The 14,124-nt window shown below is 63.9% G+C and carries 13 protein-coding genes; 8 read left to right on the top strand and 5 right to left on the bottom strand.

What is annotated here, in order from left to right; translation table 11 throughout:
- The first annotated feature begins 4 nt into the window (after positions 1-4).
- The 6 genes from CIT31_RS20545 (at position 5) to CIT31_RS20520 (ending at position 7,696) form a co-directional block, all read left to right on the top strand.
- Positions 5-2,407, top strand: a complete 2,403-nt coding sequence (locus CIT31_RS20545; protein ID WP_095520190.1) for a glucan 1,4-alpha-glucosidase — start codon at positions 5-7, stop codon at positions 2,405-2,407.
- A gap of 118 nt (positions 2,408-2,525) precedes the next feature.
- Positions 2,526-3,542 carry a phosphogluconate dehydrogenase (NAD(+)-dependent, decarboxylating) gene (gnd, locus tag CIT31_RS20540; protein ID WP_095520111.1) on the top strand — a complete coding sequence of 339 codons (1,017 nt, stop codon included), beginning with the start codon at positions 2,526-2,528 and terminating at the stop codon, positions 3,540-3,542.
- Positions 3,543-3,558: 16 nt separating this feature from the next.
- A complete protein-coding gene (zwf, locus tag CIT31_RS20535) occupies positions 3,559-4,935 on the top strand; it encodes a glucose-6-phosphate dehydrogenase (protein WP_095520189.1) in 1,377 nt (458 codons plus the stop codon).
- A 17-nt stretch (positions 4,936-4,952) separates the two neighbouring features.
- Positions 4,953-5,657 (top strand): ROK family protein, encoded by a 705-nt coding sequence (locus CIT31_RS20530; protein ID WP_095520110.1) that lies wholly within the window; start codon positions 4,953-4,955, stop codon positions 5,655-5,657.
- Positions 5,658-5,804: 147 nt separating this feature from the next.
- Positions 5,805-6,266, top strand: a complete 462-nt coding sequence (locus tag CIT31_RS20525; RefSeq protein ID WP_029349266.1) for a Ros/MucR family transcriptional regulator — start codon at positions 5,805-5,807, stop codon at positions 6,264-6,266.
- Between the two features lie 188 nt (positions 6,267-6,454).
- The gene (locus tag CIT31_RS20520; protein ID WP_095520109.1) at positions 6,455-7,696 is read left to right on the top strand and encodes an MFS transporter; all 1,242 of its coding nucleotides are present in this window, start codon (positions 6,455-6,457) and stop codon (positions 7,694-7,696) included.
- Between the two features lie 73 nt (positions 7,697-7,769).
- On the opposite strand, the gene CIT31_RS20515 is transcribed toward CIT31_RS20520, so the two are convergent.
- On the bottom strand, positions 7,770-8,201 hold the full coding sequence (locus tag CIT31_RS20515) for a winged helix-turn-helix transcriptional regulator (protein WP_095520188.1): 432 nt from the start codon (positions 8,199-8,201) through the stop codon (positions 7,770-7,772).
- 88 nt (positions 8,202-8,289) lie between these two features.
- On the opposite strand from CIT31_RS20515, the gene CIT31_RS20510 reads away from it, so the two are divergent.
- Positions 8,290-8,763 carry a hypothetical protein gene (locus CIT31_RS20510; protein ID WP_245316408.1) on the top strand — a complete coding sequence of 158 codons (474 nt, stop codon included), beginning with the start codon at positions 8,290-8,292 and terminating at the stop codon, positions 8,761-8,763.
- 94 nt (positions 8,764-8,857) lie between these two features.
- Complete coding sequence (locus CIT31_RS20505; RefSeq protein ID WP_095520108.1) at positions 8,858-9,673, top strand: oxidoreductase; 816 nt, start codon at positions 8,858-8,860, stop codon at positions 9,671-9,673.
- 79 nt (positions 9,674-9,752) lie between these two features.
- Here the strand turns inward: CIT31_RS20505 and CIT31_RS20500 are convergent, their stop codons facing one another.
- From CIT31_RS20500 to CIT31_RS20485, 4 genes are read right to left on the bottom strand one after another with little or no spacing between them, the layout of a single operon-like run.
- The gene (locus tag CIT31_RS20500) at positions 9,753-10,469 is read right to left on the bottom strand and encodes a glutamine amidotransferase (RefSeq protein WP_095520107.1); all 717 of its coding nucleotides are present in this window, start codon (positions 10,467-10,469) and stop codon (positions 9,753-9,755) included.
- A gap of 11 nt (positions 10,470-10,480) precedes the next feature.
- Positions 10,481-10,960 carry a tellurite resistance TerB family protein gene (locus CIT31_RS20495; RefSeq protein WP_095520106.1) on the bottom strand — a complete coding sequence of 160 codons (480 nt, stop codon included), beginning with the start codon at positions 10,958-10,960 and terminating at the stop codon, positions 10,481-10,483.
- Between the two features lie 45 nt (positions 10,961-11,005).
- Positions 11,006-12,607: a heme biosynthesis protein HemY gene (locus CIT31_RS20490; protein WP_095520105.1), complete on the bottom strand. Its 1,602-nt coding sequence runs from the start codon at positions 12,605-12,607 to the stop codon at positions 11,006-11,008.
- A 10-nt stretch (positions 12,608-12,617) separates the two neighbouring features.
- Complete coding sequence (locus CIT31_RS20485) at positions 12,618-14,114, bottom strand: COG4223 family protein (RefSeq protein ID WP_095520104.1); 1,497 nt, start codon at positions 14,112-14,114, stop codon at positions 12,618-12,620.
- Positions 14,115-14,124 lie beyond the last annotated feature (10 nt).

Below are 14,124 nucleotides of genomic sequence, written 5' to 3'. Positions count from 1 at the left end.
CGAGATGGCAGTGACGCCGACTGATGCGCTGGGCGCACCCGGAATTCCGGCGCGCTGGACGTCAAGCGCCAAGAGCGGCGTCGGAACCGCGCTTTCTCGGGCCTGCCCTATCTGGTTCACGATCAGCCACGGCATTCTCAACGAGGTCTATTATCCCAGCCTCGACAGCGCCTGCACCCGCGACATGGGGCTGGTCGTCACCGGCCTCGGCGGCTATTTCTCGGAAGAAAAGCGCGATGCCGTGCACAGCGTCGAGCCGTTCGAGGATGGAGTGACCGCCTACAGGCTGGTCAACATCGCCGCCGACGACACCTACCGGATCGAAAAGCGTATCATCACGGATACGGAACGTCCCGTTTTGCTGCAGGAAATCAGTTTCACGCTGCTGAGAGGCCCGGTTGCCGACCACCGCGTCTACGCATTGCTGGCACCGCACCTGGTCAACGCCGGCATGGGCAACACCGCCTGGGTCGGCGACTACGAGGGAAGGCCTGTCCTGTTTGCGTCCGGGCGTCGCGTCTGCCTGGCGCTCGCCTCGTCGCTGCCTTGGGGAGCATGCTCGGCCGGCTATGTCGGTGTCTCCGACGGCTGGCAGCAACTGCGTCGTGACGGCCGGCTCGACCCGGCCTGCCGAAGGGCCGAAGACGGCAATGTCGCGCTGACCGGAGAGATCGGCTTTTCGGCTGTGAACCCAAAGGCCTTGCTGGCCCTGGGTTTCGGAACGACGCCGCAAGAGGCGGCGGAAAATGCCTCGGCCAGCCTGAAGCGGGGTTTTGAGCCCGCAGCCCAATCCTATGTCAAGAAATGGCGGGATTGGCAGGCTGGCTTGCTGCCGCTGGACCGGCATGTAGCAGGGACCAACACCTATCGCGTCAGCACAGCGGTTCTGGCGACGCACCGGTCATCCCACGGAGCAGCCGTCGCCAGCCTGTCGATCCCATGGGGCTTCAGCATGGGCGACGACGATCTCGGCGGCTATCATCTGGTCTGGCCGCGCGATCTGGTCGAAACCGCGGGCGGCTTCCTGGCCGCCGGCGATCCGGCGCAAGCGCTTGAGATCCTCGCCTATCTCCGCTCTATCCAGCAGCCGGATGGGCATTGGCCGCAGAACGCCTGGCTCGACGGATCAGCCTATTGGCCCGGCATCCAGATGGACGAATGCGCCTTTCCATTGCTGCTCGCCGACGCGCTCCGCCGCGCAGGGCACCTGGCAGACGCCGCGTTGCTCTCCTTCATGCCGATGATCGAGCGCGCCGCTTCCTATGTCGTGCGCAACGGTCCCGTCACCGGCGAAGACCGCTGGGAAGAGGATGCCGGCTACAGTCCGTTCACGCTCGCCGTCGAGATCGCAGCACTGCTCGCCGCGGCCGACATGTTCGACGTTTGCGGCAAAGAAGAGCCGGCAAACTATTTGCGTGAAACCGCCGATGTCTGGAACGACCAGATCGAGCGCTGGACCTATGTCACCGGCACTCCACTCGGCGAAGAGGTCGGCGTCGCGGGCTACTACGTCCGCATCGCGCCGCCCGACACCGCCGGCGTGGCGTCGCCGAAGGACGGCTATGTGCCGATCAAGAACCGGCCGCCCGGCGATACCGACCGGCCGGCCGAAGCGATCGTCAGCCCGGATGCGCTGGCGCTTGTCCGCTTCGGCCTCAGGGCTGCCGGCGATGCGCGCATCGTCGACACCGTCAAGGTCATCGATGCGCGGCTGCGTTGCGACCTGCCGCAGGGGCCTGTCTGGTATCGCTATATCGGCGACGGCTATGGCGAACATACCGACGGCGCGCCGTTCGACGGGACCGGCCAGGGCCGGCCCTGGCCGCTGCTGGTCGGCGAGCGCGCCCATTACGAACTGGCCGCGGGCCGCAAGGACAAAGCAGCGAGCCTGCTGAAGTCGTTTGAAGGCTCGGCCGGGGCTGGCGGCCTGCTGCCGGAGCAGGTCTGGGATGGTCCCGACATGCCGGAACGCGAGCTGTGGCACGGCCGACCATCGGGCAGCGCCATGCCGCTGGTCTGGGCGCATTCGGAGCACATCAAGCTGCTGCGTTCGCTCAGTGACGGCGCGGTCTTCGACATACCGCCGCAAGGCGTGAAGCGCTACATTGATGACAGTAGCGTGGCGCCGCGCCGGACATGGCGCTTCAACAACAAGGCCCGCACTATGCCCGCCGGCAAGATGCTGCGCGTCGAGCTGCTGGCGCGGGCGGTGGTGCATTGGAGCAGCGACGATTGGGCGACCGCCCATGATACCGCGACGATCGAGAATGCCTTCGGCATCCATTTTACGGACTTGCCCGTTGCCGATGCTTCGCCGGGCAATACGATCGTCTTTACTTTTTTCTGGTCCGATGCCGGCCGTTGGGAGAATGTCGACTTTTCCGTCGGCATCGGCGAGCCGGACTAGAGCATGATCCCGAACCGAAGGTCAGCGTAGCAACAAGTGGAAACCGGTTTCGGAAAAGATCATGCTCCCACGACAGAGCCAGTAGATCTTCTATCCCTCAAGAACCAGGACGAGAACCATGCAGATCGGAATGATGGGACTGGGCAGGATGGGCGCCAACATGGTGCGGCGCCTGCTGCGCGATGGCCACGAATGCGTGGTCTACGACATCAACCCGGCCAGCGTTGCAGCCCTTGTGACGGCTGGCGCGATCGGAGCGGCTTCGATGGAGGAGTTCGTCGGCAAGCTGACCAAGCCGCGCACCGCCTGGCTGATGCTACCGGCGGCGATCACCAGCCGGATCGTCGACCAGGTCGCCGACCTTATGGAGCCGGGCGACATCATCGTCGACGGCGGCAATTCCTATTATCACGAGGCTGTCGACCATGCAGCCCGCCTGGCATTGAAAGGCCTGAACTATGTCGATGTCGGCACCAGCGGCGGCGTCTGGGGCCTCGAACGCGGCTATTGCCTGATGATCGGCGGCCCTGACAGCGCGGTCCAGCATCTCGACCCGGTCTTCGCCACCCTGGCGCCGGGCGCCGACGCCGGGGGGCCGGCCCCTGGGAAGGCTGCAGGAACCGCCCCCTTCGGCTATCTCCACTGCGGACCGAGCGGCGCCGGCCATTTCGTCAAGATGGTCCACAACGGCATCGAGTACGGCGTCATGGCCGCCTATGCCGAGGGCATGAACATCCTGAAGTCGGCAAATGCGGGCAAGAGACAGCGGACGGCCGACGCTGAAACCAGTCCATTGGAAAACCCGCAATACTACCAGTTCGACATCGATATCGCAGAGGTGGCCGAGGTCTGGCGGCATGGCAGCGTCATCGGCTCCTGGCTGCTCGACCTCACGGCCGGCGCGTTGAAGGCCGACTCGGCGCTGACGCAGTTCGGCGGACGAGTCTCGGATTCAGGCGAAGGCCGCTGGACCTTGAAGGCGGCGATCGACACCGGCGTGCCGGCGCCGGTTCTGTCCTCGGCCCTGTTCGACCGCTTCTCCTCGCAAGGCGAATCCGAATTCGCCGACAAGCTGCTGTCCGCCATGCGCTATGCCTTTGGCGGCCATGTCGAAAAGCCGAAGACCGGCTCGTGACAGGGAAGGCACGCTCATGAACCAGGAACGGTCCGACACGCTGGTGCTTTTCGGGGCGACCGGCGATCTCGCCCACAAGAAGATATTCCCGGCACTTTACACCATGGTCGCCAAGGGAACGTTGACCGAGCCGGTGATCGGCGTCGCTTTCGACGCCTGGGACGTGAAGCAGTTGCAGGCGCGCGCCCGCGACGGCATCGTCATGGCCATCGGCAAGGTCGACGAAAAGATCTTCGCGAAACTGGCGTCGCTGCTTCGTTATGTAAGCGGCGACTACCGTAGCGCCGCGACCTTCGAGAAGCTGAAAACCGCGCTGGGAACCGCACAGCACCCGCTGCATTACCTGGCGGTGCCGCCGACCATGTTCGAGACGGTCATCCAGGGGCTGGGACAGTCGAGCGCGGCCCAGGGCGCGCGCTTGATGGTGGAAAAGCCTTTCGGCCACGATCTGCAATCGGCGCGCTGGTTGAACCGGGTCCTGCACCTGGTATTCGAAGAGCAGTCGATCTTTCGCATCGACCATTATCTCGGCAAGGAGGCGATCCAGAACCTGCTCTATTTTCGCTTCGCCAATTCTTTTCTCGAGCCGATCTGGAACCGCAATTTCGTCGAGAGCGTGCAGATCACCATGGCCGAGGATTTCGGCGTCGAAGGCCGCGGCCGCTTCTATGACGAGGTCGGCTGCATCCGCGACGTCATCGAGAACCATCTGCTCAACATCCTGCTGCTGCTTGCCATGGAGCCGCCCGTTGGCCGCTCGGCCGACGATCTGATTGACGAGAAGGTGCAGGTGCTGCGGGCGATCCGGACGCTGACCAAGGACGATGTCGTGCGCGGCCAATTCAAGGGCTATCTCCGCGAGCCGGGCGTCGCGCCGAATTCGCCGGTCGAGACCTTTGCGGCGGTGCGGTTTTTCGTCGACACCTGGCGCTGGCAGGACGTGCCCTTTTTCATCCGCGCCGGCAAATCAATGCCGGTGCACGCCACTGAGGTCATCGTCCGGCTGAAGCGGCCGCCGCTTAATGTCTTCGACCCGATCAAGCCCGACGATGCCAACTACGTGCGCTTCCGCATCGACCCGCAAGTGGCGATCTCGATCGGTGCCCAGCGCAAGGCTGCCGGTGACGACATGATCGGCGAGCAGGTCGAACTCACCGCGCTCGACGACAGCAAGGGCGACATGCCGCCCTATGAGCGGCTGATCGGCGACGCGATGAACGGCAACGGCCAGTTGTTCACCCGCCAGGACGCCAGCGAACTCGCCTGGCGAATCGTCGGCCCGGTGCTCGGCGACACCACGCCGCCTCATCTCTATGAGCCGGGGACATGGGGGCCAGCCGATGCGATGACCGGGTTCGGACCGCCGAACGGCTGGATCAATCCGGCGAAATGAACTCGAGAGGCGACGCAATGGCCAAAGCGGCGAAAAAGCCTGCACCGGACAGCGAGAAGATCGTACTTGCGATCGATATTGGCGGCTCCCATGTCAAGATCCTCACCAGCGCCGGCGGCGAGGAGCGCAGAACCGATTCCGGGCCGGGCCTGACGCCGCAGCAGATGATCGCGGCCGTGCAGACGCTCGCCGACGGTTTGCCCTACGACGTCATTTCGATGGGTTATCCCGGCCCGGTGCACCACAACAGGCCGCTGACCGACCCCGCCAATCTCGGCAAGGGCTGGGTCGGATACGACTTCGCAACGCAGTTCGGCAAGCCGGTGAAGGTGATCAACGACGCGTTGATGCAGGCCGTCGGCAGCTACGAAGGCGGGCGCATGCTGTTCCTGGGTCTGGGAACGGGCCTGGGTGCTGCGATGATCGTCGACAACGTCGCCCAGCCGATGGAACTCGCGCATCTTCCCTACAAGAAGGGCGGCAGCTTCGAGGACTATGTCGGCGAACGCGGCCTTGAGAAGCGCGGCAAGAAGAAATGGCGCAAACACGTCTTCGACGTCGTCGAGCGGCTGCGCGCCGCCATGCAGCCTGACTATGTGGTCATCGGCGGCGGCAATATCGACAAACTCGACGAATTGCCGGCCGGTTGCAGACGTGGCGACAACACACGCGCCTTCGAAGGGGGATTTCGACTGTGGCGCGACAAATCCCTGATTGTCTGATATTATGGACGTGTGGGTTCAGACCTGTTGATCCGGCCCCGCCGTTAGTATTGTTGTTCAAAATAATGGGCAACGTGGTGCGGCGTCATTGCGTTACGCGAATTTGCCGACTAGGAAGTCTGCGACCCCACGGACGGAGAAAATAGATTGACCGACGACAGCAACAAAGCCCGCAAGGACATCGACCTTCTCGAGCTGACCGCTCACATCGTGTCCGCTTACGTCGAGAAGAACCGCTTGCCCGCTTCCGGCCTCGGCGATCTCATCGCGAGCGTCAGCGCGTCGATAGGTGGGCTCGGACAGCCCGCCGCCCCGGTCGCAGCACCGCTGATCCCCGCCGTCAATCCCAAGAAATCGGTGACGCCGGACTACATCATCTGTCTCGAAGACGGCAAAAAGTTCAAATCCCTGAAGCGCCATATCGGCGTTCATTTCGGGCTGACGCCGGATGCCTACCGCGCCAAATGGGGTTTGCCGGCCGACTATCCGATGGTTGCCCCAACCTATGCGGCCTCGCGCTCGCAACTGGCGAAGGCGATCGGCCTTGGTCGCAAGGCCGCCCCGCCGGCGCCCGTCAAGAAGACCAGGAAGCCCAAGGCCACGGTTTAGCAGGACGACATCAGGTCTGGTCGCCCCGCCCCGCGGTAACGCCACAGCGCGGCGCCAAATTGTTTTGATCCAGGACAGGTTTTTTGCACGCGCTCTGGGCCGAACTGCGCTAAAGACGTCTTGGTCGGACCAGCGCCCATCGTGGAAGTGCCCCGCCGGCCGACTTCTTTGCCACGGGGCCTAGATCCATGACATCCGAACTGCATCCATCGCCCGACCAGCGCTATGCCGCCTTCCGCCACAAACCCTTCCTGAGCTATTGGGCAGCGCGCTTCCTCTCCACATTCGCCACCCAGATCGTATCCGTCGCCGTCGGCTGGCAGGTGTACGACCTGACCCGCGATCCGTTCGACCTCGGCCTTGTCGGCATTGTCCAGTTTCTGCCCTCGCTGCTGCTGGTGCTGGTCACCGGAGTGGTCGCCGACCGTTTCGGCCGCCGGCTGATCATGGCGCTGGCGGTGCTGCTGGAGGCGATCTGCGCGCTGGCCCTGCTGCTGCTGACGCTGCGCGGCCTTAGCGGGCCGGGCTTGATCTTCAGCGTGCTCGCCATGTTCGGCATCGCGCGCGCCTTCTTCGGACCAGCCGCGGCGTCGCTGTTCGCCAATCTTGTGCCGCCAGAGGATTTCGGCAACGCGATCGCCTGGAATTCGTCAGCCTGGCAGACTGCGACCATCGTCGGGCCGGTCGCCGGTGGCCTGCTCTACGGACTTTCGGCGGAAGCGGCATACGCCACCGCTGCCGTTCTGATGTTTGTTGCCGCAGTGCTGGTCTTCAGCATCCCGAAGCCAGCCCAGCGCAGCGAGACCGACAGGCCGACGATGCAAACCTTGTTTGCCGGCTTCGGCTATATCTGGAGCGAGAAGATCGTGCTCGGCGCCATTTCGCTCGATTTGTTTGCCGTGCTTTTGTCCGGCGCCACGGCACTGCTGCCGGTTTATGCGCGCGACATCCTGGAACTCGGCCCATGGGGCCTGGGACTGTTGCGTTCGGCGCCGGGCATCGGTGCCATCTGCGTTGCCATCTGGCTGGCTGGGCATCCGATCCGCAACCATGCCGGCGTGGTCATGCTCGGCTTCGTCGCGCTGTTCGGCGCCTTTACCGTGCTGTTCGGCCTTTCCACCATCACCTGGCTGTCGATCGTAGCGCTCGCCTTGCTCGGCGCCACCGATATGTTCAGCGTCTATATCCGAGAGACGCTGATCCAACTGTGGACGCCGGACAAGGTTCGCGGCCGCGTCAACGCTGTCAATCAGGTTTTCGTCGGCGCCTCCAACGAGCTTGGCGAATTCCGCGCGGGCACCATGGCGGCGTTGATCGGCACGGTGCCCGCGGTGGTGATCGGCGGCGTCGGGGCAGTCGTTGTCGCCGGGCTGTGGGCGGTGCTGTTCCCGCAACTGCGCAAGGTGCGCCACCTCAACGGGCGAAACTGATCCGAATACGGGGCCTGCGAACTCCGAATGACCCCCGCTAGCCACGCCTCAGCTCTCATCGATGCGACGAATGCTATTCGGGTGTTGCAACGCGAATTGGGCGGGCACCGATCTTTGCCCCCGTGACAGCATCCACGGCCACCGGCTCGATTTCTTCTCCTGTCTCCGCGTCGAGGTATCGCGTCAACCTGCCTTCGCCACGGTATTTGCGTCCCCACGCACCCAGTAGGACGAGTACCGGCAAGAAATCGCGTCCGGCGGTCGTCAGCACGTACTCATCGCGCGGAGGCCGCTCCGAGTAGCGCCGCTTTTCCAGCAGTCCCTCCTCCGTCAGCGTCGCCAGCCGCCGGGTCAGAATGGTGGGGGCGATGCCCAGACTTTTCCGAAATTCGTCGAAGCGGGTGAGGCCCAGGCTCGCGTCGCGAAGGATCAACATGCTCCACGCATCGCCGACGCAGGTGAGGCCGCGGGCGATCGGGCAAAAGGCATCGGAAAGATTTTTCATGTTCATATCTTTTTGATAGTGACTTCCTATCGAAATGATAGTAACATCGTTTTGAAATCCAATCCAGCACAAAAAAGGAGTGCCTTCGATGAACAGGACCAATTTTGACGCCCCCAATCCAGAACTTAGCCGTCAGCGCGTGCAATCGGCGCATCATATCGCTGCAGGCCAGCCGAGATCGGCAACATCCAAACGGAGCCTCGCGACGATCAACCTCATCGGTGGTGTGGCGGCATTCTTCCTGGCCGCGTCTCCGTTGCATGCCGGTGAGCTGTCGGCCATGGCCGGGGAGAGTATCGATCTCGGCGATTTTCGCGGCGTCTTACACTACACCGCCGAAAATGACGGCTATCGGGTGATCGCAACGATAGCGGATGGTGAGGCCGGGCTCCCGGTGCGCTTCTCGGCCACGCTCGCCGAAGGGCAGTCGGCTACGATATCCGTGCCGCGGAAATTGGGTGAGCCTGACCAAAGCCTCAAGATTTCGCGCTCCGGCGACACGCTTACCGTCACCGAGGTGGGATCGCTATCCGACCAGCGAACTGGGGCAATTACCAAGTAATACCCCTCATCCGGATCACAGGGGCATGCGCCGCATCTCCGTTTGTGCGCACGCCTGCAGCCGGCAATCCAGCACAAAGAAAGAAGTGATTTCAATGAACAAGACCAATCTTGGCGTCGCCCTGGTGACGGGGGCATCCACCGGCATCGGGCACGCAACGGCCAAGGCCCTGCAGAACGCGGGCTTTCGCGTGTTCGGAACCAGCCGTCGCGCGGTCGCCGACGGATCCGACGGCGTTACCATGCTGACCTGCGACGTCACCGATGACGCGTCGGTTTCGAAACTGGTCGATGACGTGTTGGCCGAAGCCGGGCGCATCGATCTGCTCGTCAACAATGCCGGCATGGGTCTGCTTGGAGGCGCGGAGGAGTCCTCGGCCGTCCAGGCTCAGGCGCTGTTCGACGTGAACGTCTTCGGCGTCCTCCGCGTGACCAACGCGGTCCTGCCGACAATGCGCCGTCAGGGGAAGGGCAGAATCGTCAATCTGAGTTCCGTGTTGGGCTTGATCCCAGCACCCTATTCCGCGCTCTATGCATCGACCAAACATGCCATCGAAGGTTATTCCGAATCGCTCGACCATGAATTGCGCCCTTTCGGAATTCGCGTCGTGTTGGTCGAACCCGCCTACACCCGTACGTCTTTTGAAGAAAATCTCGCCAGGCCCGATCAGTTGCTTGAAATCTATGACTCTGCGCGCGCTGGGATGAACGTGATCCTGCGGAAAGCGATTGAAGCAGGCGATGCTCCCGAAGTAGTAGCCGAGACGGTCTTGAAAGCAGCGACCGAATCCCGTCCGAGGAGGCGCTATGCGGCGGGAAAAATGGCGCGCCAGGTCAGCTTCCTGCGCCGTTTCGTCCCCGCATCCGCATTCGACAAGAGCCTGCGAAAGCAGAATGGGCTGCCGGTCTGACGTCGACATCAACGACATCTGTTTCGGTCGAACCGGCAGGCGTTGTTAGCGCGCGGGCCCGCGCCCGGCACGCGCTAGATTAATTCAGTGCAGGTTTGCCGAAGATCGTCTGCAGGAATTCGCCGAGCCAGCGCTTCAGATGCATGTCCCAGATTAGCCGGCCGCCGAGATGGTCGCGGCCGGGCTGCGCGCCGGGCAGTTCGAAGCGATGCGCGCCGCGAACGACCCAGCGCTGCATCATCGCCCTGGTCAATTCGCCATGGAACTGGATGCCCCAGGCATTGTCGCCATAACGAAAGGCCTGGTTGGGATAGGTTTCGGCCGTCGCCAGCAGCGTCGCGTCCTTCGGCAGCGAGAAGCCCTCGCGGTGAAACTGGTAGACCATCTCAGGCCAGCGCATCAGCTTCTTGCCATCCTCCGTCGCTTTCAGCGGATACCAGCCGATCTCGACCAGCCCCTCGCCATGCCCCTCGACCTTGCCGCCAAGGTGTTTGACCAGCATCTGCGCGCCGAGGCAGATGCCGAGCAACGGCCGGTTCTCCCGGAGCGGAACTTTCAGCCAGTCGGTCTCGCGGCGGACGAAGTCGTCCTCGTCATTGGCGCTCATCGGTCCGCCGAACACCACGGTTCCGGCATGACCGTCCAGTGTTTCCGGCAAGGCGTCGCCGAGCGGCGGGCAGCGGAGATCGAGGTCGAACCCCTCTTCGATAAGCATGTGGCCGACGCGCCCGGGGCTCGAACTCTCCTGATGCAGCACGATCAGGATTTTTGGTCTCGGCCTCGGCGTGGATGGCATGGGTATCCTGTCTATTCGTCGCTCGACGTTCCAGTAGCACCCGGCGCTTCGGCGGCCGCCTTGCGGCGTGCCTCGACGCGGTCGTGGCGTTCGACTTCCATCAGCTCGGCGACCCGCCAGACGATATTGTCCTCGAGTTCGTGCAATTCGCCATCGGCATAGACGATCTCCCACATGAGGCCGATGAAGGCTTTTCGCGCGTCCGGATCGAGCTGACGCTTCAAAACACTGGTGAAGGCGTAGAGGTCGATCGCCTCATTGTCGGCCCGCTCGCCGGCAGCGGCAAGCGCGTCGAGCTCGTCGCCGCTAATCGAATAGCTTTCCGCCAGCACCGCCTTGAACCGCTCCCATTCGGCATCCTGACGCACGCCGTCGGCACTCATCACATGGTAGAGAAGGGCGGAAGCGGCAACGCGCGGATCATCGGCATTGTTGCGGGCGCTGCCAGCTGCCGGCAGGTCCTTCAGAAACGACAGAACGCGTTCGAACATGTGATTCCTACTTCCCATCGGCCAAAACTATCAAGCTCAGCCGAATCAAAACAATCGAAACTTGCGTGGAGATTTTTGGTCTTGGTCGTCCGGATCGACGCCGGGATCGTCGGGCAACCGGGCCAGTTCCTCCGCCGGTTCGACAGCTTCGGCATCCGGCGGCACCGCGGCAAACGCCGTGGCGTTGACCGGCGCAACATCGTCTTCGCCACTTTCCGAGGCCGCCGCGGTGGTCGGTCTTTCGGTCGAACCAGCGGGGTTCAGCTCGATTACATTTTCTTTTGCCGGCTCGATGGGCGCCGCAATCGTCGGCACTGCGGCGTCCGGCGCGTCCTCATCACTGTCGATGAGCTGGCCGAGCCGCTCCATCGGCGCCCGCCACTCAAAGGCGTCAAGCTTGCCGGTGATCGGCGACACCGGCGCCCAGCGTTCGGAGACGACGCCGTCGGCAACCCAGGCCGGATCGCGCGGTGCACGCACTGCCTTGGACAAAAGTTGCCGAATCTTGCCCTGATCGCCGGTCTCGGCCTCCTCAATGTCGGCCAGAAGCAGATAGGCGCCTTCGCGGCGATCCATGCGTATGGCTGCCTCGGCCTCTTTGCGGGCGGTTGAAAAGTCCTGCGCGTCGAGTGCGGCGCGTGCCACCGCCAGCGATGATTCGGCGTGGTTCTTCTTCATCTCCTGCAGCTTCTTCGCCCGGTTCAGGCGGTCGAGCACGGCATCGCCCGGCCGGGCGTGGGTGTAAAGCTCCGCGATCTCCGGATGCGGCTCGGCTTTCCACGCCGCTTCCAGTATCTTCGCGCCCTTGCGCACATCATTCTGTCTGAACAGCAGTTTGGCTGCGATCACCGCCGCCGGCGCGAAATCCGGCCGCAGCCGGTTGGCCTCGAGAGCAGCGGTTTTGGCGGCATTGGGATCGCTGTCGATCAGCGCCTGCGCCTTGGCAGTGAGCAGCACGGCGCGACGCCGGTTGGCGGCGTCGCGTTCGATCTGGCGCGTCGATTTCTGCGCCTCGACCAGTTTCAGCGCGCCGTCCCAGTCGCCGCGCCCGGTCAGATCTTCCAGCGTCGATTCGGCGGCCCAGGCCAGCTGCGGCGCCATCGCGGCGGCGCGGCCGGCATAGTGCCGCGCCGCGTTGCGATCGCCGAGGCGCTCGGCCTCGAGGTAGAGCCCGCGCAGGCCGAGCAGCCGCATTTCGGGATCGTCGAGCATGGTCTCGAACTTTTCGCGGGCACCCTCATGGTCGCCTTCGAGCAGCGAGGCTTGCGCCTCGAGCAGGTGGATCAGCGGCTCCTGGTCGGAGCGAATGAGCTTTGCCGCTTCCTTGGTCTTCTTGCGGGCGAGCGCTCCGTCACCGGCGCCGGCGGCGATCATGCCGGTCGACAGCGCCTGATAGCCACGGTCGCGACGGCGCACGCGGAAATAGCGCGATATGGTGTAGGGGCTGTTCCACAGCGCCTTGAGCAACCACCAGACGATCATCACCGCGGCGACCACGGCGACAACTGCCACCGCCGCCACCATCAGGCTGACCTGGTATTGATAGCCGCTGAAGGTGACGACCATCTCGCCCGGCCGGTCCGCCAGCCAGGCGAAACCCAGCCCGAGCACGAAAACGACGGCGAGGAAAAGCAGAATGCGAATCATCGGGTTTTCCTCACGCCTTCATCGCACTGGCGATCAGCGCCTCGATCTGCGTCTCGACTTCGGTCCGCGCCTTCAGTTTGCCGGCAAATTCGGCGCCGGCGGCCTTGGCCGCCTCGGGCAGTGTGTCGTATTCGCTGAGCGCCTTGGCGTAGTCGCCCTGGTTGACCGCCACCTCCATACGCGCGACGGTTTCCGGCGCCCCGGCGCCTTCGACGGCGCCGATCGGCCGGACCTTGACCAGCGATTCGGCGCTCGACAACAGGTTTTGCAGGAAGCCGGCATTCTGGTCGACGGGCTCCGAGGCAGCGACCATGGCATTGGCCGCGGCGGGCATTTCGGCGGCGATCTCAGCCCGGGTCGAAACGCCCTTCTCGGCGTAGCTACGCAAGGTCGCGAGCTCCGGCGCATCGGGTGAAATCGCCGCAAAGGTTTCGAGTTCGGCCGCGAAAGGCGCACCGCGGTCGAGTGCTGCCTTCAGCGCCGATGCGGCAATGGCGAGCGCGATCTTCGGTTGCGCTGCCTGTGCCTCGAGCTTGCCGGAAAGATGCGACACGGATTGTTCCAGCGCCGCAAGCCGGCCTTCCTGCGCTTTCGCCGTCTCGCCGGCGGATTTCACCAGTGCGTCGAGCCCGACCAGCTTTTCGTTGAGCGGGCCGAGATCGACCGGCGCCGTATTGCCGGTCTGGCCAAGAGCCGCAATCTCCGTCTCGATCTGCCTGACCTTGTCGCCAAGGGCCGCAAGCCCGGCAGTGTCGCCTGCTCCGCCCTGCTCGACCGCCGATTTCAGCGCAGCGACATCCCTTTTGACCTGATCCAGGGCCGACGACAGCCCGTCCACCTTGGCCGATGCATCATTGTTGCCGGCTGTATCCTTGAGCCCGGCGATCTCGCTCCTTAGCGAAGCGATTTCGCCATTGATGCCATCGAGCGATACGCCGCCCGAGGAGGCATCGCCAGCCCCTGGCGCGCCGAGTAAGCCGGCAAACTGCAGCCCTCCGGCGGCGGCGAGCGCGATGACGCCTCCGATAATGCCGGCAACGATGCCGTTGATGCTGCCACGCTTCGGCTGCGCCATGTATTCATTCCCTGTCTGGGTTTCTTTCGGCGCTTCATCGGTCCCGCTGCTGGTCCCCGTCCCGCTGGCTTTGGCGGATGCGTCGTCGAAACGGTAGTCGAAGGCCCGGCTCGCCGACGCCTCCGAGCCGGCCGGATAAGTCGGTTTGGGTCCTTCGGCACCTTTGGCGCCACCCTCTGCGGGCTCTTCCGAGCCGGCCGGCGGGGCCGCGTCGGCATGTTCCCACGGCTCGATGTCGGTCTGATCGGCATGCACGGGTTCATCAGGCGCTTCCGGCTGCGACGCGTTTGCCGCTTCCTCCGCCTTCGCCTCGTCGGTCCGCCCGTTGGCGGCATCCTCGTCGGCAACGCGCGAGACGGCGCCGGGTTCGAGCTCGATGGTCACCGGCTCACGACGGCTTTTCGAATGCCGCATCTTCGGCGTCTTGACCATGCTTGGGCTC

This window comes from Mesorhizobium wenxiniae, from assembly GCF_002284535.1.
Classification (GTDB): Bacteria; Pseudomonadota; Alphaproteobacteria; order Rhizobiales; family Rhizobiaceae; genus Mesorhizobium; species Mesorhizobium wenxiniae.
This window is presented reverse-complemented; position numbering and strand designations above follow the sequence as displayed.

Bases quoted from the DNA above. Each gene is read 5' to 3' on its own strand.
- zwf (WP_095520189.1), top strand. From the start codon at position 3,559: ATGAACCAGGAACGGTCCGACACGCTGGTGCTTTTCGGGGCGACCGGC.
- CIT31_RS20490 (WP_095520105.1), bottom strand. From the start codon at position 12,607: ATGATTCGCATTCTGCTTTTCCTCGCCGTCGTTTTCGTGCTCGGGCTG.
- gnd (WP_095520111.1), top strand. From the start codon at position 2,526: ATGCAGATCGGAATGATGGGACTGGGCAGGATGGGCGCCAACATGGTG.
- CIT31_RS20485 (WP_095520104.1), bottom strand. From the start codon at position 14,114: ATGGTCAAGACGCCGAAGATGCGGCATTCGAAAAGCCGTCGTGAGCCG.
- CIT31_RS20545 (WP_095520190.1), top strand. From the start codon at position 5: ATGGCAGTGACGCCGACTGATGCGCTGGGCGCACCCGGAATTCCGGCG.
- CIT31_RS20510 (WP_245316408.1), top strand. From the start codon at position 8,290: ATGAACAGGACCAATTTTGACGCCCCCAATCCAGAACTTAGCCGTCAG.
- CIT31_RS20530 (WP_095520110.1), top strand. From the start codon at position 4,953: ATGGCCAAAGCGGCGAAAAAGCCTGCACCGGACAGCGAGAAGATCGTA.
- CIT31_RS20515 (WP_095520188.1), bottom strand. From the start codon at position 8,201: ATGAAAAATCTTTCCGATGCCTTTTGCCCGATCGCCCGCGGCCTCACC.
- CIT31_RS20505 (WP_095520108.1), top strand. From the start codon at position 8,858: ATGAACAAGACCAATCTTGGCGTCGCCCTGGTGACGGGGGCATCCACC.
- CIT31_RS20520 (WP_095520109.1), top strand. From the start codon at position 6,455: ATGACATCCGAACTGCATCCATCGCCCGACCAGCGCTATGCCGCCTTC.
- CIT31_RS20495 (WP_095520106.1), bottom strand. From the start codon at position 10,960: ATGTTCGAACGCGTTCTGTCGTTTCTGAAGGACCTGCCGGCAGCTGGC.
- CIT31_RS20500 (WP_095520107.1), bottom strand. From the start codon at position 10,469: ATGCCATCCACGCCGAGGCCGAGACCAAAAATCCTGATCGTGCTGCAT.